Raw genomic sequence first — 19,619 nt, 5'->3', positions numbered from 1 at the left:
GGCAGAGGCGCGGGACCTCTGGGTCCCGAGGTCTCGGAGTCCCAGCGCCCCGGAGCCCCGACCCGGGATCCGAGAGCCCCGACTCAGCGTCCCGGAGCCTCAGCGTCCTGGAAGCGCGGAAGCGCGGAGTGGCAGAGGCGCAGAGGCCCAGGACCTCAGGGTCCCGAGGTCTCAGAGTCCCAGCGCCCCGGAGCCCCGGAGCCCCGGAGCCCCGGAGCCCCGGAGCCCCGACTCAGCGTCCCGGAGCCCCAGGGCCCTGGAAGCGCGGAAGCGCGGAGTCGCAGGGTTCCGGCGTTCCGGCGTTGCGGAGCCCCGGAGCCCCGGAGCCCCGACCCAGGTTCCCGGAGTCCCGGCCCGAAGTCCCTACCCAGAGCCGAGACCCGGGGTTTCAGAGCCCCGACCCGAAATCCCGACCCAGAGCCCCGCCCCGGGGGCCCGGAGCCTCGACCCGAAGTCCCGCCCCGGGGGCCCGGAGCCCCAGCCCGGGGTCTCAGAGCCCCGGACCCGGGCCGGGACCCCCCGGCCCGGGTCCGGGGGTCCCGACCTGAGGCCCCGGGTCCCCAGGGGTCCCAGGGGCGGAGCCCCTGGTAGTGGGAAGGGGCGGGGAGGGGAAAGATCCGCCGGAGCCCCCCGTAGCTCACCCCACCTCAGACAACCGCCGCACACCCTCACCACTCGCGACAACCCGCGAACCCCCCACCGGCGCCCGATCGCTCACGCCCGCGATCAGCGCGATCGCGAGCCCGATCACCGCGAGCACGGCACCGACCAGCGTCGGGGAGGTCCAGCCCCAGCCCGCCGCGATGGCGGCGCCGCCGAGCCACGCGCCACCGGCGTTGGCGAGGTTGAAGGCGGAGTGGTTGGAGGCGGAGGCCAGCGTCGGGGCGTGCTTAGCCTTGTTCATCACCAGCATCTGGAGCGGGGTCGTGGTCATGAAGCCGACCGCGCCCAGCACCACGACCGACACCAGCGCCGCCCACTTCACATGCACCGTGAAGTCGAAGAGCACGAGCACGACGGCCAGGGCCGCCAGCGAACCGTAGAGCGTCGGCCGCAGCGCCCGGTCGGTCAGCGGACCGGCGACCAGGGCGCCCAGCGTCATGCCGATGCCGAACAGCGCGAGCACCAGCGTGACCGTCGATTCACCGAACCCGGTGACCTCGGTCATCATCGAGGCGAGGTAGCTGTAGACGGCGAAGACGCCGGCGAAGCCGAAGACCGCGGTGAGCAGCCCCAGCAGCACCTGCCGGTCGCGCAGCGCGCCGAGCTCCTGGCGCAGCCCGCCGTGCTGCTCGAGGGAGACCCGCGGAACGAGCCGGGCGAGCGCGGCCATGGCGACGACGCCGATCGCGGAGACGACCAGGAAGGTCGCGCGCCAGCCGAGGTTCTGGCCGAGCAGGGTGGCGACGGGGACGCCGACGATGTTGGCGATCGTCAGCCCGAGGAACATGGTGGCGACCGCGCGGGCCCGCCGGTCCTCGCTCACCAGCCGCGCGGCGACCACCGCGCCGACGCCGAAGAATGCGCCGTGCGGCAGCCCGGCGAGCACCCGGCCCGCGATCAGCAGTCCGAAGCTGGGGGCGAGGGCGGAGGCGAGGTTGCCCACCGTGAAGAGCGCCATGAGCAACACGAGCATCCGCTTGCGCGGGATACGGGAACCGAGGGCGGTCAGCAGCGGAGCGCCCACCACGACTCCGATGGCGTATGCGGAGACGAGGTACCCGGCCGTGGGCACCGAGGTGTCCAGATCGTTCGCGACATTGGGCAGCAGGCCCATCATCACGAATTCGGTAGTACCAATGCCGAAGGCGCTCACAGCAAGGGCGAGCAGGGCCAGGGGCATGAGAGACCTTTCAAACGAAGGAGAAACGTGCAGGGATGTATATGTTCTCTAGCTGAACAAAGTCTCTCACGCCGAATGTTCCCAAGGAGATCCCCAAGGTGAACGGGACGTAAGATCTCGCCGGGCGCCCCGTGAGCTCTGTCACTTCAGCCCTGTGAGCTCCGTCACTTCACGGGCGCGGGCTCTGTCACTTCACGGGGCGCGAGCTCAGTAGTCGACCGACGCCGCCAGCGGAAGGTGGTCGCTGCCGGTCCTGGGCAGGGCCCACGCCGAGACCGGGTCCACCCCGCGCACCATGATCTGGTCGATCCGCGCCATCGGGAACGAGGCGGGCCAGCTGAAGCCGAAGCCGTCGCCCGCCGCGCCCTGGGCGGACCGCATCTGCGAGGTGACGGGCGCGAGCGCCCGGTCGTTCATCGTGCCGTTCAGATCGCCGAGCAGGATCACCTTGTGGAGCGGTTCCCGGGCGATGGCCTGGCCCAGCGCCTCCGCGCTGGCGTCGCGCTGCCCGGCGGTGAAGCCCGCGTTGAACTTCACCCGCACCGAGGGCAGATGCGCCACATAGACGCCGATCTCACCGCGCGGGGTGGCGACGGCGGTGCGCAGCGCCCGCGTCCAGCCCAGCTTGATGTCCACCGGCTTGGTGCCGGACAGCGGGTACTTGCTCCACAGCCCCACCGTGCCCTGCACGGTGTGATAGCGGTAGGTGCCCGCCAGGGCACGCTCGTACGTCGGCACGGCCGCGCTGGTCAGCTCCTCGAGCGCCACCACATCGGCGCCCGAGGCGGCCACGTCCTTCGCGGTGCCGGTCGGATCGCCGTTCTCCGCGTTGACGTTGTGGGTGACCACCGTCAGTTCACCGCCGCCGCTGCCGGACTTGTCGAAGAACATCAGCCCGCCGAAGAGGTTCAGCCAGACGGCGACGGGCAGCACCAGCGCCAGCACGGCGCTCGCCGACCGCCGTACCAGAGCGAGCACCAGCAGCACCGGGAGGAACAGGCCCAGCCACGGCAGGAAGGTCTCCAGCAGGGAGCCGAGGTTGCCCACGCGGTTGGGGATATCGGCGTGGAAGATCATGACCAGCGCGAGCAGGATCGCGATCGCCGCCAGCACGAGTCCGCGCCGCCAGATGCCGCGATCGTCCCGGAGCCGATCGAGCAGGCGGCCGATCCGGGAGTCCGATCGCCGGGGCGCGCCCCCGAGCTGTCCCGGCTCCTGCGTGTACGCCTGCGTCATTCGCTGTCCCTCACTGCCTCAACTGCCGCGCCTCGGGCTACGACCCTAGGTGATGACCAGGGCTTTTCCCGACGCCTCCGGTGGGGTGCTCCCCGTCGGAGGACGTAGGGGCGACGGCCCGGAGTTCCACCTCCCGACCCGGGAGGGCGTGTTGTGACACAACGGGCACAAACCGCTCAGCGGCGTGGGGAAACCCCTTCGAGGACGGTGTCGACGATCCGTTCGGCCAGCCCGTCGGGCAACTCCCGCCACTCGTGCAGCATGGCGCGCGTGAGCATCGGACCGGTGAAGAGATCGGCGAGCAGCTCCAGATCCACATCGGCGCGGATCTCACCGCTCTCCCGCCCCCGCCGCAGCACGGCGCGCAGGCAGGCGCGGCGGGCCGCTATCACGTTCTCGTCGTAGGCCCGCCACAGCTCCTTGTGGGCGTGCATCTGGGTGATGACGCTGCGCAGCAGGGCGGAGTTGCGCTTGGCGAGCCCGCGTCGGCGCATGAACTCCAGGATGGTGACGAGGTCGTCGCGCACCGAGACCCCGGCCGGCTCGGGGCTGGGCTCCTCCAGGGAGCGCAGCACATCGAGCATCAGCGCCTCCTTGCCGGGCCAGCGGCGGTACACGGTGGCCTTGCCGACGCCCGCCTCGCGGGCGATCCCCTCGATGGAGAGCCCGCCGAGCGAGGCGCCCTCCTCCAGCAGCCGCAGCGCGGCCTCGATGATCGCGGCGTCGGTGGCGGGGCTGCGGGGGCGGCCGCGGAGCCTGGGCGCGGAGCTCTCCGGTGCGGTCATCGGTGGGCCGACGCCTCCTCCCGCGACCGCGGCCGCCCGTCGTCGGGGGCCTGGCCGGAGGCGCCCTTGCCGGGCAGGAAGGCCAGCACGACCAGCGCGCCGAGGACCGCGACGCCCGCCGAGCCGAGGGCGGTGATGTGCATGGCGTGGACGAAGGCGTCCTGCGCGGGGCCCACCAGCGCCTGGCCCTTGGGCCCCAGCTTCTCGGCGACCCCCAGGGTGGCCTCGACGGACTCGCCCGCCGAGCGCCGTACGGAGTCGGGCAGGCCGGGCACGGCGGCGAGGGTGTCCCGGATGCCGTCGCGGTAGGCGGCGGAGAGCACCGAGCCGAGCACGGCGACCCCGAGCGCACCGCCGACCTGCCGGAAGGTGTTGTTGAGCGCCGAGCCGGAGCCGGCCTTCTGGCGTGGCAGCGCCTGCATGATCGCGGTGGTCACCGGCGGCATGATATGCGCCATTCCGGCGCCCTGGCAGAAGAACAGCACCTCGAGCACGATGATCGGGGTGTCCACGCCCAGCAGCAGGAACCCCGACATGGTGGCGGCCACCAGCAGCATGCCGCAGGTGCACACCGCACGGGCGCCGAACCGCTCGACGACCAGCCGGGCGCGCGGTGCGAAGATCAGCTGCGCCACGGCCAACGGCAGGATCAGCAGCCCGGATTGGAGCGCGCTGTAGCCGCGCACGCTCTGTGTGTAGAACACCATGAAGAAGGTCACGCCCATGAGGGCGAAGAAGACCAGGGCGACGGCGGCGATGGCGGCGGAGAAGGCGGGGTTGCGGAAGTAGCCGACATCGATGGCCGGGTGGTCGCTGCGCTTCTCGTGCAGTACGAACAGGGCCAGGACGGCGAGTCCGCCGCCGATGGAGGCCAGCACCTGGGCGTCGGTGAAGTCGGCGAGCTGGCCGCCCTTGATGATGCCGTAGACCAGCAGAACGAGCCCGACGACGGACAGCAGCACGCCCAGCGGGTCCACCCGGCCGGGCGCGGGGTCCCTCGAATCGGGCACGAGCATCACCATCGCGATCAGCCCGACGATCACGACCGGCACATTGACGAAGAAGACCGAACCCCACCAGAAGTGCTCGAGCAGCAGTCCACCGGTGATCGGGCCGATGGCGATGGCCAGCCCCACCGCGGCGACCCAGATGCCGATCGCCTTGGCCTGCTCCTCGCGTTCGAAGACATTGACCAGGATGGCGAGGGTCGCGGGCATCACGAAGGCGGCGCCGAGACCCATGAGCGCCCGGAAGCCGATGAGTTCACCCGGCGAACCGGAGAAGGCGGCGAGCACCGAACCCATGCCGAACACCGCCATCCCGCCGAGCAGGACCTTCTTACGGCCGATCCGGTCGCCGAGGATCCCCGCGGTGAACAGCAGCCCGGCGAAGACCAGCGTGTAGGAGTTGATCGCCCACTCGAGCTGGCTCTGGGTGGCGCCGAGCCCGGTGGGCTTGGGCGAGGCGATGGTCTTCATCGCCACGTTGAGTATGGAGTTGTCGAGGACGACGACCAGGACGCTGAACATCAGGACGACGAGGATCGCCCAGCGTCTGCGGTGGATCTCCGCGGGGACTCCGGACCCGTCCGGGGCACCCTGGGTGGTGGAGGTTGCCATGCCGCCCAGGCTAAGCAAAATACGATACGAGACCGTATCGTATTGGAAAATCTTTGCGAGGGTTTGGGGCGACGGGACACAGAAGGGCGCGCTGACACGGAGGACCACGCCGAGGCGGAAGGCCGCGCGAAAAGGTGGTCAAGACCACCGCCCGGGGCATCCGGGCCCACTTTCGCCCCGGCAGGAGCCGTGCCAGCATGGGATTGGTCCGGGGACGCCGTCAGGGCGCCTCGAGATGATGAACAGGAGCCGTAGCGATGACGCACGTCAATCCTGCGCAAAAGCAGTCCGAGAAGGCGCTCTACGGGGGTACGGGCTCCCGCCGCATCACCGTCCGTGACATCGCGGCCGCCAAGGGGCGCGCCGAGAAGTGGCCGATGCTCACCGCCTACGACGCGATGACCGCGTCCGTCTTCGACCAAGCGGGCATCCCGGTGCTGCTGGTCGGCGACTCGATGGGCAACTGCCACCTGGGCTACGAATCCACCGTGCCCGTCACCATGGACGAGATCGCGCTGCTCTCCGCCGCCGTGGTCCGCGGCACCCGGCGCGCCCTCGTCGTCGGCGACCTGCCCTTCGGCTCGTACCAGGAGGGCCCCGTCCAGGCCCTGCGCAATGCCACCCGCCTGGTCAAGGAGGCGGGCGTGGGCGCCGTGAAGTTGGAGGGCGGGGAGCGCTCCGCCCATCAGATCGAGCTGCTGGTCCAGTCCGGCATCCCGGTCATGGCGCATGTCGGCCTCACCCCGCAGTCCGTCAACGCCTACGGGGGCTACCCCGTCCAGGGGCGTGGCGAGGAGGCGGCCCAGCAGCTGCTGCGGGACGCCAAAGCGGTCCAGGACGCGGGCGCCTTCGCGGTGGTCCTGGAGCTGGTCCCGGCCGAGCTGGCCGCCGAGGTGACCCGCTCGCTGCACATCCCCACCATCGGCATCGGCGCCGGTCCCGACTGCGACGGCCAGGTCCTGGTGTGGACGGACATGGCGGGCATGACCGACGGCCGGGTGCCGCGCTTCGTCAAGCAGTACGCACAGCTGCGCCAGAGCCTGGGCGACGCGGCGCGGGCCTTCGCGGAGGACGTCGTCGGCGGGGCGTACCCGGCCGAGGAGCACTCCTTCCACTAAGCAGGTCGGAAGAAGTCCGCTATGGTTCGACGGCGCCCCGAAGGGGCGCGGGGCTGTGTCGATGTGCGGCTCCGCCGCGTGGGCGCGACCAGCCACGACGGCGCCGCAGACGGCCGACGACGCATCACGGCACTTCCAGCGGAGCGCTCAGGCAGCACGAGCCACTGCGGTACAACGGCAGCCCGCCGATCTTCCCCCGTCGGCGGGCTGTCTGCCGCTTGTCGGTGGTCTGTCGGTGGCGGCTGTCATCGTGTACCGCATGACGCGACGGGAACACAGGATCAGAGACGGCAACGCCGTCGAAGTACGGGGGCTGGTCAAGCACTTCGGCGGCACCAAGGCCGTCGACGGAGTGGACCTGGACGTGCCGGAGGGCACCGTCCTGGGTGTGCTGGGCCCCAATGGCGCCGGGAAGACGACGCTTGTCCGCTGTCTGTCCACCCTGCTGGTGCCGGACGCCGGCACCGCGGTGGTGGCCGGGTACGACGTGGTGCGCCAGCCCCGGCAGCTGCGCCGCACCATCGGGCTGACCGGGCAGTACGCCTCGGTCGACGAGAAGCTCCCCGGCTGGGAGAACCTCTACATGATCGGGCGGCTGCTCGATCTCTCCCGCAGGGAGGCCCGTGCGCGGGCGGACGCCATGCTGGAGCGGTTCTCGCTCACCGAGGCCGGCAAGCGGCGGGTGCGCACCTACTCCGGCGGTATGCGCCGCCGGCTCGACCTGGCCGCCTCCATGATCGGCCGGCCCTCGGTGCTCTATCTGGACGAGCCGACCACCGGTCTGGACCCGCACTCCCGCAACGAGGTGTGGAACGAGGTCAGACGGATGGTCGCCGATGGCGCCACCGTGCTGCTGACCACGCAGTACATGGAGGAGGCCGAGCAGCTCGCCAACCATCTGACGGTGATCGACCGGGGCAGGGTCATCGCCGACGGCAGGGTGAACGAGCTCAAGGCCAAGATCGGCGGCCGCACCCTCCAGATCCGCCCGTCCGACCCCGGTGAGCTGCACCGCATGGTCGGCGCCATCACCCAGGCGGGGCTCGAGGGCATCGGCGGCGCGACCGCCGACGTCGAGGGGGGCCTGGTCAATGTGCCCATCGCCAGCGATGAGCAGCTGACCGCCCTGATCGGGCTGCTCGGCCGGCGCGGCTTCGCGATCGCCGGGATCGACACCCATCTGCCCAGCCTGGACGAGGTCTTCCTGGCCATCACCGGCCGGATGACGTCCACCCCGCAGGACTACAAGACGCTGGAAGAGGTCCCCGCGTGAGTACGGCAACGATGACCGCACCCATGCGGGGGAAGAGCGACGGCCGGATCGGCCCACGCGCCAATCTGCGCCACATCGGCGCACTGGTGCGGCGCAACGCCATGCAGATCAGGTACGAACCGTTCGCGATGTTCGACGCCCTGGCGATGCCGATCGTCTTCGCGCTGCTGTTCACCTATGTCTTCGGCGGCGCGATGACGGGCGGCAACCGGTCGGAGTACGTCAACTACTTCATCCCCGGTCTGATGGCGATGGGCGGGCTCAACATCGCGATGTCGATCGGCATCGGCGTCAATGACGACTTCAGCAAGGGCGTCATGGACCGCTTCCGCACCATGCCGATCGCCCGCTCCTCGGTGCTGATCGCCAAGCTGATCGTGGAGAGCGGCCGGATGCTGGTGTCCACCCTCATCCTGCTGATCATGGGCTTCATCATGGGCTTCGAGCTCGAGACCGGGCCCGTGGAGCTGTTGGCCGCGGTAGCGCTGTCCGTGCTCTTCGGATCCTCGCTGACCTGGATCTTCATGCTGCTGGGGATGTCGATGCCCACCCCGCAGGCGGTCAGCGGTATGGGCTTCCTGGTGATGATGCCGCTCCAGTTCGGCTCGTCCATCTTCGCCCCGACCGCCACCATGCCGGACTGGCTGCGGGCCTTCACCGAGTACAACCCGCTGTCCCGGCTCGCGGACGCCGCACGGGCGCTGACCAGCGGCCATGGCGCGGTGGCCGAGCCGGTGATGGTGACCCTGGGCTGGGCCGTGGCCCTCACGGTGGTCGTGGCACCGCTCGCGGTGCGCAGGTTCCGCAACAAGACGAGCTGACGGTCCACGCTTTCGCCCGACCGGCCGGGCGCGTCCTACGGGGGGCGCGCCGGCCGGTCGCACGGCCGCTCAGACCAGCGCGACGGCCTCCTCCAGGGTGAGGCCCGTGCCCTCGGCGTGGACGCGCTCGTACGCGGCGTCCCCGAGTTCGGCCCGCGCCGCGGTCTCGGTCCGCTCCTGCCCCGTCCGCTCGATCGCGGACCTCCGGTAGTGCTGGGGCTTGCGCAATGTGTCATACGCTCCCACCAGCCGCGCCGCGGTTTCGGCCCGTTCGGGGCCGCCGAGGGCGCTCAGCGCCTCGGCGGCCGTCAGCAGTTGGGTCACCGGGATGAACGGCGCGATCAGCCCCGTCATCCGGCCGGAGGTCTTCACCAGCCCACCGCGTACGGTCGCCAGGGCGTCGCCCGGCCGCCCCTCCAGCAGGTCCACCCAGGCGAGCATCCCCTCCGCCATCCCCTCGAACAGCTTCAGCGCACGCCTCTCGAACTCCCCGTGCAAGGTGACCAGAAGGGCCCGCGCCTCCCCGACGCGGCCGGTGGTGCCGCAGTGCTGCGCCAGATGGACCCGGGCGTACGCCAGCGCCTCCGCGCCCACCTGCGGCCCCTGTTCGACCACTTCGCGCAGCATCCGCTCGCCCTTCGCGGCCTCCTCCTCGTCCCCGAACTCCACGAACACCCCGGCCAGCCGGGCCCGGAGCCACAGCACCTGCTCATGGGCGCCGAGGTCCTGGGCGCAGCGGATCGCCGCGCGGTAGTCGGCGGCCGCGGCCGCGCCCTCGCCGCGCTGCTCCCGTGTCTCGCCGCGGCCGGCCAGCGCCTCCGCCGCGCCCCAGGTGTCACCGATGCGGCGGAAGATCTCCAGGGCCTCGTCGGCGTCGCGGATCGCGCCCTCGTCCTCACCGCTCCGCTCGTTGTAGATCCTGGCCCGGAGCTGGAGGGTGAACGCCAGCTCCCACTCATAGCCCAGTTCACGGCAGGTGCGCACGGCCTCGTCGGCCATCTCCCGCAACATCCCGAGGTCGCCCTTGAGGATCACCGCGAAGAACCACAGGACGCCCGGGAGACGGCAGGTCTGGGGCAGCCCCGCCCGGTAGGCGGCGACGATGCCCTCCAGCTCGCGCTGGGTGTCCTCGCCCACCACGGCCTGGAGGTCGCCCTCGATGTTGGCCAGCGCGAACAGCCGTACCCCGCGCCGCGCCTCCACCAGCAGTTCGGGCTCCATCGGCGGCGGGGCGGCGGTGCAGCTGATGTGCAGCGGCGGCGCGGGGGCCACGGGCGGTGCGAAGGGGCTCGGCCCGAGCTCGGCCGCCGCGGTCGCCCAATGGCGCGACTCGGCGCGGTGGCCGCGCAGATGCCAGAACCAGCCGAGCGAGAGCACCAGGCACAGCGCCTCCTGCTCGTCGCGGGCGGCCACGGCCCGGCGCAGCGCGGTGCGCAGATTCTCGTGCTCCGTCTCCAGCCGGATCATCCAGTGGCGCTGGGCGGGGCCGCGCAGCAGCGGATCGGCGGTACGGGCCAGCTCCCGGTAGGCGACCAGATGGCGCCGTTCGACCGCGGCCCGCTCACCGGACTCGTCCAGCCGCTCCGCCGCGTACTCGGCGACGGTCTCCAGCAGCCGGTACCGCATCTCCCCGTCCGCCCCGGGCTCCGCCGCGGGCGCGGTGACGACCAGCGATTTATCGATAAGGGAACCGAGCAGCACCGCCACGTCCCGGGGCTCCACGCCCCCGGGGCGCCCCTCCGCGTCCCCGCACACCGCCTCCGCCTCGGCGAGACCGCAGCCGCCGGCGAAGACGGACAGCCGGGCGAGCACCGTGCGTTCGGCGGCGTCGAGCAGGCCCCAGGACCAGTCGACGACGGCCCGCAGGGTCTGCTGGCGGGGCAGCGCCGTACGGCTGCCGCTGGTCAGCAGGCGGAAGCGGTCGTCCAGCCGCTCGGCCAGCTGCCGCGGGGTGAGCAACCGCAGTCGCGCGGCGGCCAGTTCGATCGCCAGGGGCAGTCCGTCGAGGCGTCGGCAGATCTCGGCGCACGCGGCCGGATCGTCCTCCGTACGGAACCCGGGCCGGGCCGCCGCGCCCCGGTCCTGGAGCAGCCGCAGCGCGACGGGGTCGGGCAGCGGCTCCACGGGGCGCACCAACTCGCCCGGCACGGCGAGGGGTTCGCGGCTGGTGGCCAGGATGGTGACCCCGGGGCAGTGGGCGAGCAGGGACTCGGCGAGATGCGCCGCGGCCTCCACGAGGTGTTCGCAGTTGTCGAGCACGATCAGCATCCGGCGCGGGGCGCAGTGCTCGATGAGCCGGGCGCGCGGATCGCGCACGGTCGGGTCGGCCGCGGCACGCAGCCCTTCGGCCGCCGTGCCGAGGATGACCGTCTCGCGACCCCCGACCGCGCTGAGGACCGTCTCAGGAACGGTCTCGGGGTCGTCCACGGGCGCGAGCTCGGCCAGCCACACCCCGTCCGGCCAGGCGGACGCGGCCGACTCGGCGGCCTCCTGCGACAGCCGCGTCTTCCCTGCGCCGCCGGGCCCGAGGAGGGTGATCAGCCGGTGCCCGGCCAGATCGCCGCGCAGGGTCACCAGATCGCCCTCGCGACCGACGAAGCTGGTCAGCCGCGCCCGCAGATTCCCACCGCCGGTACGGGCGGGCACGGAACCGGGCGATACGAGACCGGACGGCACGGGACCGGGCGATACGAGACCGGACGGCACGGGACCGGGCGGAACGCGACCAGACGATACGAGACCGGACGGCGCGGGACCCGACGAAACCGAACCGGCCGCGGCGGACCCTGGCCGCACCACCGGGAAACCCTCACTGGACGCCCCCAGCAGCTCGGCGTGGAGCGCCCTCAGCTCCGGCCCCGGATCGACGCCCAGCCGCTCGGCGATCTCCGTACGGATCTCCTCGTACGCGGCCAGCGCCTCCGCCGCACGGCCCACGTCCCGCAGCGCGCGGATGCGCAGCGCGTGCAGCGGCTCATCCAGGGGGTGGGCGTCGCAGAGCCCGGTGAGCGCGGGGAGTGCCTGGCCGGCGCGGCCGAGGGCGAGATCGGCGGCGAGCCGGGCGCGCCGCGCCTCCAGCCGCCTCGCCTCGGCGCGGGCGGCGAGCGCGGTGGCGTCGGGCAGATCGCTGAGCGCGGGCCCGCGCCACAGCCCGAGGGCGGCGTCGAGGAGGTCGACGGCCTTGGCCGGATCGCCATCGGCGAGGGCTCGGGTGCCCTCGTCCGCGAGCCGTTCGAAGCGGTGCAGATCGATGTCGTCGGGGTCGGCGCTCAGCCGGTACCCGCCCGGAACGGACTCCACGGCGTCCTTGCCGAGCGCCCGCCGCAACCGTCCGACCAGGGCCTGGAGCGCGCCCTGCTCATCGGCGGGCGGGTCGGTGTCCCAGATCTCCCCGATGAGCGCCCCGGTGGTCCGCGCCCGCCCGGCCGCCAGCGCGAGCGCCGTCAGCAGCGCACGCAGCCGCGCCCCGCCGATGTCCACGGGGGTGCCGTCGTCGTGGCGGGCCTGGGTGGTGCCGAGGATGCCGTAGCGCACGGACCCATTCTGATGGATGGCCCGCCGGCCGGGGGGTCGGCCTCAGACGCGCATGAACTGAGATGAGTCGAGGACGAGCGTCTGGTCCTCGACCGGGATCTCGATCTTCTCACCGAAGTCGCCGGTCACCGCGTGGCGGTACGTCCCGCCCTGCGGGCGGGTCAGCAGCGTCCAGCGGGCGGTGAGCACATTGACGACGAGGTATGCCTCGATGCCGCGCAGTGCGTAGTGATCGGACTTCGTGCTGTAGTCCCGTTCCTCGCTCTCCGGCGAGACGACCTCCACGACGAAGCGGAGCAGGTCTTCCTGGAATTTGCTGGCGTCGGGGAGTACCTGGTCGCTCGGCACGGCCGACACGTCCGGCTCCGGGCTGTAGCCCTCCCGCGGCGGGATCACGCTGAACTCGCCGACCGCCGTCCAGCCCGGCAGGCGCTCTTCGATCTGGCTGGCGATGCGCCTCTGGGTCGTCCAGTGCGCTTGAGTGATCGGTACCAACGTCAATCCGTTCCTGGTCAGCCGCAGGCGCATGCTCCGAGGCAACCGGATCTGCTCTTGCAGTTCCACCGCCCGGTCCTCCGCGATCGTCACTGTTCCTCCCTGGCCAGGTTGTTCTCAGACTAGCCGCTGGGCACCCCGCCCGCGTGGCGCTGATCACGTCTGCTCCCTCTCGCACGGAACTCCGCGCACACTGATCACCGTTCTTCCGTCAGCGCCCACTCCCCGTATGGAGACCCCACCCGATGACCACCGCCATCAGCCGCCGCGACCGGCGCATCAGCCCCGTCTTCCTCGGTCTGTTCGCGATCATGGTCGTGTCCGCGTGGGCCGTGTGGACGGAGTACTCCGCGAGCCCCGGCTTCGCCGTCTTTCTGTTCGTCGTCTCCGGCTGGGTCGTCTCGCTCTGTCTGCATGAGTACGCCCATGCCCGCACCGCGCTGCACGGCGGGGATCTGTCGATCGGCGCGAAGGGCTATCTGACCCTCAACCCGCTGAAGTACACCCATGTGGCGCTGAGCATCGTGCTGCCCGTGATCTTCGTGATCATGGGCGGGATCGGGCTGCCGGGCGGGGCGGTGTTCATCGAGCGGCACCGGATCCAGGGCCGCTGGAAGCACAGTGTGATCTCGGCCGCGGGCCCGCTGACGAACGTGCTGTTCGCGGCCGCGCTGACCGCCCCGTTCTGGCTCGGCGCCACCGACCAGGTGCCGGAGCTCTTCCGCTATGCCCTCGCCTTCCTGGCGCTGCTCCAGGTCACGGCGGCGATTTTGAACTTCCTGCCGGTGCCGGGCCTGGACGGTTACGGGGTGATCGAGCCCTGGCTGTCCTACCGCATCCGGCGCCAGGTCGAGCCGTACGCGCCGTTCGGACTGCTCGCGGTCTTCGGCATCCTGTGGATACCCGAGGTCAACCAGGCGTTCTTCAACGCGGTCGACGCGCTGATGCGGGCCCTGGGCGTCACGGAGTGGGACACCTACTGGGGTCAGGAGTTCTTCCGCTTCTGGCAGGGCGAGCCCGATATCGCCGGATTCCGCTCGTAGGGAGCGCCTGCGGCGGGTTGTTCCCCTCCCCGCCCCTTCCCGTAACCATGGGCTCCGCCCCTGGACCCCGGCCCGCGGCCGCGGGCTCAGCTCGCGGCGCCCGTGTGCTCGCGGTCTGCCTCGCGGTCGGCGCGGGCCTTGCGGAGGTAGTACCAGGCCATGTTGGACGAGATACCGGCGATCAGGATCCAGACGATGCCGAGCCAGCTTCCCCGTGCGAAGGACACGACGGCCGCGGCGATCGCGAGGACGCAGACGGCCAGGGTGTAGAGGGCGAGGCGGGGCATGGGGTCGGCTCCTGTCGGGGGGTGTGTCACTCCCCGACATTGTCCCCCATGCACCGCCGGAGGGGCCGGGCGCCCCGGGTGTCCGCGGTCGGGTGGGCCCCTCAGACATCCGTGACGCGCAGGCCCGCGTGAGCCTTGTAGCGGCGGTTGACCGAGATCAGGTTGGCGACCAGGGACTCCACCTGGTGGGCGTTGCGCAGCCGGCCCGCGTAGACGCCGCGCATACCGGGGATGCGGGCCGCGAGCGCCTGGACCAGGTCCGTGTCGGCGCGGGACTCGCCCAGGACCATCACATCGGTGTCGATCTGCTCGACCTCGGGGTCTTGGAGCAGCACGGCCGAGAGGTGGTGGAAGGCCGCGGTGACCCGGGAGTCCGGGAGCAGGGCGGCGGCCTGCTCGGCGGCGCTGCCCTCGTCCGGCGTCAGGGCGTACGCGCCCTTCTTGTCGAAGCCCAGCGGGTTGACGCAGTCGATGACCAGCTTCCCGGCCAGCTCCTCGCGCAGTCCCTCCAGCGTCTTGGCGTGGCCGTCCCAGGGGACGGCCACGATGACGATGTCGCTGCGGCGCGAGCACTCGGCGTTGTCCGCGCCCTCGACGCCGAGCTCCGCGCCGCCCAGCTCCCGCGCCGCGGTCTGCGCGCGCTCGGCGACCCGGGAGCCGATGATCACCTTCTGACCGGCCCTGGCCAGCCGGTAGGCGAGGCCGCGGCCCTGGTCACCGGTGCCGCCCAGGACGCCGACGGTCAGCCCGGCCACGTCGGGGAGGTCCCAGGGGTCCTTGGCGGGAGCCTTCTTCGCGGGGGCGCCGTACTCGGGATTCGCAGCATGAGCGGCATGAGGTGCATCAGGAGTAGTCATGACAGTGATCCTGTCACGCACCGCCGCCACCTTCACGGTGACGTCTCTTACGCTTTGACACTCCCCTCCGTCAGCCCTGTGCGCCAGTACCGCTGGAGTACGCCCATCAGCACCATCAGCGGCAGCACGGACAGGAACGCCCCGCCGACCGTGTACTGGTACAGCTCCGGCTGCCGGTCCGCGTACCCCTGCCAGGACGTCAGGCCGAGCTGGATCGGATAGAGATCGGAGTCGGAGAGCATGACCAGCGGCAGAAAGAAGTTGTTCCAGATGTGCACGAACTGGAACAGGAAGACGGTGACCAGCGCCGGGGTCATCAGCCGCAGCCCCAGCGTGGAGAAGATCCGGGCCTCCCCCGCGCCGTCGATCCGCGCCGCCTCCAGGAGCGAGTCCGGGACGGCGGCGGCCGCGTAGATCCGGCACAGATAGACCCCGAAGGGGCTGACGACGCTGGGGATCAGCACGGCCCAGTAGGTGTTGGCCAGCCCGATCTCGCTGAACAGCAGATAGAGCGGGAGGGCGAGCGCCGTGCCCGGGATGAGCACTCCGGCCAGGATGACGTTGAAGATCCCCTCCCGGCCGGGGAAGCGGTACTTGGCCAGGGCGTACCCGGCCGCGGCCGACATCAGGGTGGCGGCGAGCGCGCCGACGCCCGCGTACATCAGGCTGTTGGCGAACCAGCGGACGTAGATGCCGTCGTCGTAGGTGAGCACCCGGTGCAGATAGTCCAGCGGATGCGGGTCGTGGAACCAGAAGCCGAAGGTGCCGAAGAGATCGCTGCTGGACTTGGTGGAGGAGACGACGAGCCAGTAGACCGGGGTCAGGAAGTAGATGGCGGCCACGGTGAGCAGCGAGACGGTGATGATCCGGTGCCGCAACGGGGGTTCCGACCCGCCGCGGCCCGCCCGGCCCCGCGCCGCGCGGCGGCGGCCCGCACCGGGCCGGGCGCCGGACGGGGCCGTCTCGGGCGCCTGCCCGGGTGCGGCCGCGCCGGTGGGCTGGTCGGCGACCGCGCCGCCCGCCAGGTCGTTCGCCTCGTTCATCCGCTCTCGCCGTCCTTCCCCCGCTGTCCCACGAGCCTGAGGAATCCGAAGGACAGGACGCAGGCGACGAGGGCGAGCAGCACCGCCTCGGCCGCCGCGATGTGCTGGTTGTTGCTGGTGAACGCCTCGTTGTAGGCGGCCAGATTGGGGGTGTAGCCGGAGTCGATGGAGTTGCTGAGCGGTTTGAGCACCTTCGGTTCGGCGAAGAGCTGGAGGGTGCCGATGAGGCTGAAGACGGTGGTGAGCACGAGCGCGGGCCGGATCAGCGGGAGTTTGATGTGCCGGGCGACCTGCCAGGCACTGGCTCCGTCGATCCGCGCCGCCTCGTACAGCTCGCCGGGTACGGCCTTGAGCTGGGCGATCAGCACCAGCATGTTGTAGCCGGTGAACTGCCAGGTGACGATGTTGGCGATGGACCACAGCACCGCCCCGCGACCCAGGAAGTCCACGTCCCAGCCCGCCGAATGGGCCATCTCCACCAGCGGGCTGATCCCGGGGACGTAGAGGAAGCCCCACAGGATCGAGGCGATCACACCGGGCACGCCGTACGGCAGGAAGAAGGCGGTCCGGAAGAAGCCGACCCAGCGTGCGGAGGCCGCGTCCAGCAGCAGCGCCAGCCCGGTGGCGAGGGCGATCATCACCGGGATCTGGACGGCGCCGAAGAGCAGCACCCGCCCGAAGCCCGCCGTGAACCGGTCGTCCTCCAGGGCGTGGACGTAGTTGGACAGGCCCGCCCACACCTGTTTGGTCTCCCCGCCGAGGCCGAGCGGCCCGGTGCGCTCGACCTTCAGCAGGCTTTCGTAGAGGGCGTAGCCGACGGGGGCGATGAAGCACAGCAGGAAGAGGGCGAGGAAGGGCAGCAGAAACCCGGACGCCGCCCGGACGCTGCGTGCCTCGGCCCGGGTGAGGCGGCGGGGCACCCCTCTCATCGGCCTCACCCGGCCTTCACCTGGAGGCCCTTTTCCTTCAGATCGCTGATCGTCTCGCCCTGCACCTTCTTCAGCACCGAGCGGAAGGAGGAGCCGTCCCCGATGGCCGCCGTGAAGGCGTCGCCGAGCCGCTGGTAGAGGGTGTCCGTGGCGGGTCCCCACTTCCAGTTGGTGTCCACGCCCTTGCTCGCCTCGTCGAAGACCTCGCTGTACTCCTGGCCGCCGAAGAAGTCCTTGTGCACATCGAGCTGGACGGTGGTGTACCCCTGTTTGGCGCCCGGGGTGCCATAGCCGTTCTCGATCAGGAGCTTGATGGACTCGGGGTCGGTGTTGAGCCAGATCGCGAAGGCCAGCGCGTCCTTGGGGTATTTGGTCTTGGCGAAGACCGCGGTGGTGGAACCGCCCCAGTTGGCGTAGGCGGCGTCGCCCTTCTTCCACTGCGGCATGGGCACCACACGCCACTTGCCCGCGGTCTTGGGGGCGTTGCCGACCAGCAGGGCGTCGCCCCAGCTGGCGCCGAGCCAGGCGGCCATGGCACCGGTCTGGACATCCTTGTACCAGGCGTTCTGCCGGTCCGGGATGGTCTTGATGAGCTTCCGCCGGACCAGTTCGTACCAGTAGTCGGCGACCTTACGGGTGGGCTCGTCGTCGATGGAGACGGTCCAGGTGTCGCCCTCGGAGCCGAACCAGCGCGCCCCGGCCTGCCAGGCCAGCCCGGCGAAGCGGTTGCCGTTGGTGGCCGAGAAGGTCTCGATCCAGGCGCCCTTCTCACGGATCGCCGTGGCCGCCGCCTCGTAGTCGTCCCAGGTGGTGGGCGGTTCTATGTCCCACTTCTCGAAGAGGTCCTGACGGATGAACAGGCCCATCGGACCGGACGCCTGCGGTACGGCGTAGACGGCCTTGCCGAAGACCGACTGCTGCCACTGCCAGCCGATGAACATGTCCTTGTGCTCGGCGACCCCGTACTTGGTCAGGTCCAGCAGCCCGTTGTCGATGAGGAAGCTGGGCACGACCGGGTATTCGACCTGACCGAGGTCCGGCGGATTGCCCGCCTTGATGGCGGCGTGCATCTTGGCGTACTGGGCGCCGTCGACGGCCGAGACCTTCTCGACCTCGACCCGTACCTCGGGGTTCTTGCTGTTCCACAGGGCGACCGGCTTGTCGATGCCCGGCACCCAGGACCAGAAGGTCAGGGTGATCTTCTGGCCCTTCTCGCGTCCCTTGGGCTCATCGCCCCCGTCGTCGTCCGAGCCGCAGCCCGCGAGGGCGAACCCGGCGGCCGCGGCGGCCGCACCGCCGAGGACGGCACGGCGGGGCGTCCCGGACGGCCAAGTGTTCCCGTTTCCTGCGGTATCGCTCATACCAGCCCCTCCGTCGGAATGCGCCGGAATGTGATGGTCGAGTAGGCGCTGAAGTCGCCGGTCTCGTAGAGCAGTCCGACCGTGGCGTCATCGAGCCGGACCAGATCGGAGTAGGCGGCGGGCAGGCCGTTCACGGTGTGCGTGGGACGCCAGGTGACACCGCCGTCATCGCTGGTGCGGACGGTCATCAGCGCCCGGTACGCGGGATCGGCGGGGCCGGAGAAGAGCAGCGCGTCCGGTTCGCCGAGGTGCAGCACACTGCCCTCGACCACGGGGGCGACCAGACCGGCCTGCGGCCGGAAGGGCAGGTCCAGGGTGGCGCCGCCGTCGCCGGAGTGGGCGTCGGCGCGGTTGCCGGGCGCCTCCGCGTCGGTGCGGGTGTTGAAGTAGACGCGGCCGTCGGGGAGTTGGGCGGCGGTGGTCTCGTTGACGTTGACATAGCCGTCGGGGTTGTCGTCCACGTACCCGATCCGCCAGGTGGCGCCGTCGTCGTCGCTGAGCAGATCGTGGCCGCCGTTGTACCGCCCCTCGGTGCCGTCGTCCCCGGGGACGGTCGGCGGCAGGGAGTGGTTGCCGGGGATGACGATCCGGCCCGCGTGGGCGCCGTACCGCAGCTGGAGGGCATGGCCGGGGGTGGTGGCGTACCAGCGCCATTCGGGCCGTTTGGTGCTCGCGGTGATCTCGCGGGCCCCGCTCCAGCTCGCGCCCTCGTCATCGCTGTACGTCAGCCACACCCGCCGTCCGTCGGCCGCGCTCACCTCACCGCGCCGGATCCGGTCCTCGGTGGCGGAGGCGGCGCTGCGGATGTGCACCAGCAGGACGCGGCCGTCGTGGGGACCGCCGTCGAGGACGACGGGGGCGGGGTTGCCCGCCGTTCCGTCCTCGTTGCGGGCGACGATCTGTAACGCGCCCCAGGTCCGCCCGCCGTCGGCCGACCGCTTGAGCACCAGGTCGATATGGCCGTAGTCGGCGGAGGAGTCCACCCGGCCCTCGGCGAAGGCGAGGACGGTTCCGGCGTGGGTCGGCACGACCGCCGGAATCCGGTAGCTCGCGTACCCCTCGGTTCCCGACCGGAATGGAACGGACACCTCGTACGAGCGTGCCGCCCCCGTACCGACTGTCATCAGACCTCCCGATGCCCCGTCGCAATCGAGTGCCGAGTCAGAAAAATAGGACGTAGGACGTCCCTTGTGTCCGGCGACCTTAGGGTTTGCCTCACAGAGCGTCAAGAGACGGCGCATGAACAGTTGGAGACGCGGAAAGGAGCACAAACGGCCGCCGGGCGGGGGCTCGATTGACGGCATGCCTGCCGCATATGCCCCGAACGGGTGAGCCGGGCCCGAATCGCGCCCGCCGGGGCGCCGGCCGGGGCAGG

General features: G+C 71.1%; 16 protein-coding genes. 4 read left to right on the top strand and 12 right to left on the bottom strand.

Annotated elements, in window-relative coordinates:
* Nucleotides 1-637: 637 nt before the first annotated feature.
* The 4 genes from NQU54_RS08620 to NQU54_RS08605 all read right to left on the bottom strand — a co-directional run bounded on the left by NQU54_RS08620 (nt 638) and on the right by NQU54_RS08605 (nt 5,483).
* The gene (locus NQU54_RS08620; protein ID WP_257630550.1) at nt 638-1,843 is read right to left on the bottom strand and encodes an MFS transporter; all 1,206 of its coding nucleotides are present in this window, start codon (nt 1,841-1,843) and stop codon (nt 638-640) included.
* 207 nt (nt 1,844-2,050) lie between these two features.
* Complete coding sequence (locus tag NQU54_RS08615; protein WP_257630549.1) at nt 2,051-3,079, bottom strand: endonuclease/exonuclease/phosphatase family protein; 1,029 nt, start codon at nt 3,077-3,079, stop codon at nt 2,051-2,053.
* A gap of 176 nt (nt 3,080-3,255) precedes the next feature.
* On the bottom strand, nt 3,256-3,864 hold the full coding sequence (locus tag NQU54_RS08610; RefSeq protein ID WP_069869260.1) for a TetR/AcrR family transcriptional regulator: 609 nt from the start codon (nt 3,862-3,864) through the stop codon (nt 3,256-3,258).
* Nucleotides 3,861-5,483 carry an MFS transporter gene (locus tag NQU54_RS08605; RefSeq protein ID WP_102934368.1) on the bottom strand — a complete coding sequence of 541 codons (1,623 nt, stop codon included), beginning with the start codon at nt 5,481-5,483 and terminating at the stop codon, nt 3,861-3,863. The genes NQU54_RS08610 and NQU54_RS08605 overlap by 4 nt, the downstream gene beginning before the upstream one ends.
* A 257-nt stretch (nt 5,484-5,740) precedes the next feature.
* On the opposite strand from NQU54_RS08605, the gene panB reads away from it, so the two are divergent.
* The 3 genes from panB to NQU54_RS08590 all read left to right on the top strand — a co-directional run bounded on the left by panB (nt 5,741) and on the right by NQU54_RS08590 (nt 8,695).
* Nucleotides 5,741-6,601, top strand: coding sequence for a 3-methyl-2-oxobutanoate hydroxymethyltransferase (gene panB / locus NQU54_RS08600; RefSeq protein WP_069869258.1), 861 nt, complete (start codon nt 5,741-5,743; stop codon nt 6,599-6,601).
* Nucleotides 6,602-6,860: 259 nt separating this feature from the next.
* The gene (locus tag NQU54_RS08595) at nt 6,861-7,874 is read left to right on the top strand and encodes an ATP-binding cassette domain-containing protein (RefSeq protein WP_257630548.1); all 1,014 of its coding nucleotides are present in this window, start codon (nt 6,861-6,863) and stop codon (nt 7,872-7,874) included.
* Nucleotides 7,871-8,695, top strand: a complete 825-nt coding sequence (locus NQU54_RS08590; RefSeq protein WP_257630547.1) for an ABC transporter permease — start codon at nt 7,871-7,873, stop codon at nt 8,693-8,695. The genes NQU54_RS08595 and NQU54_RS08590 overlap by 4 nt, the downstream gene beginning before the upstream one ends.
* Before the next feature lie 69 nt (nt 8,696-8,764).
* Here the strand turns inward: NQU54_RS08590 and NQU54_RS08585 are convergent, their stop codons facing one another.
* Nucleotides 8,765-12,229, bottom strand: a complete 3,465-nt coding sequence (locus NQU54_RS08585; protein ID WP_257630546.1) for an AfsR/SARP family transcriptional regulator — start codon at nt 12,227-12,229, stop codon at nt 8,765-8,767.
* Between the two features lie 42 nt (nt 12,230-12,271).
* Entirely contained in the window at nt 12,272-12,817 is a 546-nt protein-coding gene (locus NQU54_RS08580) for a Uma2 family endonuclease (protein WP_257630545.1), read from the bottom strand.
* A 152-nt stretch (nt 12,818-12,969) separates the two neighbouring features.
* On the opposite strand from NQU54_RS08580, the gene NQU54_RS08575 reads away from it, so the two are divergent.
* Nucleotides 12,970-13,767 carry a site-2 protease family protein gene (locus NQU54_RS08575; RefSeq protein ID WP_257630544.1) on the top strand — a complete coding sequence of 266 codons (798 nt, stop codon included), beginning with the start codon at nt 12,970-12,972 and terminating at the stop codon, nt 13,765-13,767.
* An 86-nt stretch (nt 13,768-13,853) separates the two neighbouring features.
* On the opposite strand, the gene NQU54_RS08570 is transcribed toward NQU54_RS08575, so the two are convergent.
* From NQU54_RS08570 to NQU54_RS08545, 6 genes are all read right to left on the bottom strand, one after another.
* Nucleotides 13,854-14,054: a hypothetical protein gene (locus NQU54_RS08570; RefSeq protein ID WP_257630543.1), complete on the bottom strand. Its 201-nt coding sequence runs from the start codon at nt 14,052-14,054 to the stop codon at nt 13,854-13,856.
* A gap of 101 nt (nt 14,055-14,155) precedes the next feature.
* Nucleotides 14,156-14,911, bottom strand: a complete 756-nt coding sequence (gene npdG, locus NQU54_RS08565; RefSeq protein ID WP_257630542.1) for an NADPH-dependent F420 reductase — start codon at nt 14,909-14,911, stop codon at nt 14,156-14,158.
* Nucleotides 14,912-14,958: 47 nt separating this feature from the next.
* Nucleotides 14,959-15,954 (bottom strand): carbohydrate ABC transporter permease, encoded by a 996-nt coding sequence (locus NQU54_RS08560; RefSeq protein ID WP_257630541.1) that lies wholly within the window; start codon nt 15,952-15,954, stop codon nt 14,959-14,961.
* On the bottom strand, nt 15,951-16,883 hold the full coding sequence (locus NQU54_RS08555) for a carbohydrate ABC transporter permease (RefSeq protein ID WP_257630540.1): 933 nt from the start codon (nt 16,881-16,883) through the stop codon (nt 15,951-15,953). The genes NQU54_RS08560 and NQU54_RS08555 overlap by 4 nt, the downstream gene beginning before the upstream one ends.
* Nucleotides 16,884-16,888: 5 nt before the next feature.
* The gene (locus NQU54_RS08550; protein ID WP_257630539.1) at nt 16,889-18,244 is read right to left on the bottom strand and encodes an ABC transporter substrate-binding protein; all 1,356 of its coding nucleotides are present in this window, start codon (nt 18,242-18,244) and stop codon (nt 16,889-16,891) included.
* Nucleotides 18,241-19,368 (bottom strand): sialidase family protein, encoded by a 1,128-nt coding sequence (locus tag NQU54_RS08545; RefSeq protein WP_257630538.1) that lies wholly within the window; start codon nt 19,366-19,368, stop codon nt 18,241-18,243. Before NQU54_RS08545 ends, NQU54_RS08550 begins: the two co-directional genes overlap by 4 nt.
* Between the last annotated feature and the right edge of the window lie 251 nt (nt 19,369-19,619).

This window comes from Streptomyces malaysiensis subsp. samsunensis (assembly GCF_024519315.1).
Taxonomy (GTDB): Bacteria; Actinomycetota; Actinomycetes; order Streptomycetales; family Streptomycetaceae; genus Streptomyces; species Streptomyces malaysiensis.
The sequence above is the reverse complement of the archived record's forward strand: the minus strand, read 5'-3'. Positions and strand labels throughout refer to the sequence as shown.

Excerpts from the sequence above, each read along its gene's own strand:
- NQU54_RS08550 (WP_257630539.1), bottom strand. The coding sequence starts at position 18,244 with ATGAGCGATACCGCAGGAAACGGGAACACTTGGCCGTCCGGGACGCCC.
- NQU54_RS08605 (WP_102934368.1), bottom strand. The coding sequence starts at position 5,483 with ATGGCAACCTCCACCACCCAGGGTGCCCCGGACGGGTCCGGAGTCCCC.
- NQU54_RS08615 (WP_257630549.1), bottom strand. The coding sequence starts at position 3,079 with ATGACGCAGGCGTACACGCAGGAGCCGGGACAGCTCGGGGGCGCGCCC.
- NQU54_RS08610 (WP_069869260.1), bottom strand. The coding sequence starts at position 3,864 with ATGACCGCACCGGAGAGCTCCGCGCCCAGGCTCCGCGGCCGCCCCCGC.
- NQU54_RS08575 (WP_257630544.1), top strand. The coding sequence starts at position 12,970 with ATGACCACCGCCATCAGCCGCCGCGACCGGCGCATCAGCCCCGTCTTC.
- NQU54_RS08620 (WP_257630550.1), bottom strand. The coding sequence starts at position 1,843 with ATGCCCCTGGCCCTGCTCGCCCTTGCTGTGAGCGCCTTCGGCATTGGT.
- NQU54_RS08555 (WP_257630540.1), bottom strand. The coding sequence starts at position 16,883 with ATGAGAGGGGTGCCCCGCCGCCTCACCCGGGCCGAGGCACGCAGCGTC.
- npdG (WP_257630542.1), bottom strand. The coding sequence starts at position 14,911 with ATGACTACTCCTGATGCACCTCATGCCGCTCATGCTGCGAATCCCGAG.
- panB (WP_069869258.1), top strand. The coding sequence starts at position 5,741 with ATGACGCACGTCAATCCTGCGCAAAAGCAGTCCGAGAAGGCGCTCTAC.
- NQU54_RS08545 (WP_257630538.1), bottom strand. The coding sequence starts at position 19,368 with ATGACAGTCGGTACGGGGGCGGCACGCTCGTACGAGGTGTCCGTTCCA.
- NQU54_RS08570 (WP_257630543.1), bottom strand. The coding sequence starts at position 14,054 with ATGCCCCGCCTCGCCCTCTACACCCTGGCCGTCTGCGTCCTCGCGATC.
- NQU54_RS08560 (WP_257630541.1), bottom strand. The coding sequence starts at position 15,954 with ATGAACGAGGCGAACGACCTGGCGGGCGGCGCGGTCGCCGACCAGCCC.
- NQU54_RS08595 (WP_257630548.1), top strand. The coding sequence starts at position 6,861 with ATGACGCGACGGGAACACAGGATCAGAGACGGCAACGCCGTCGAAGTA.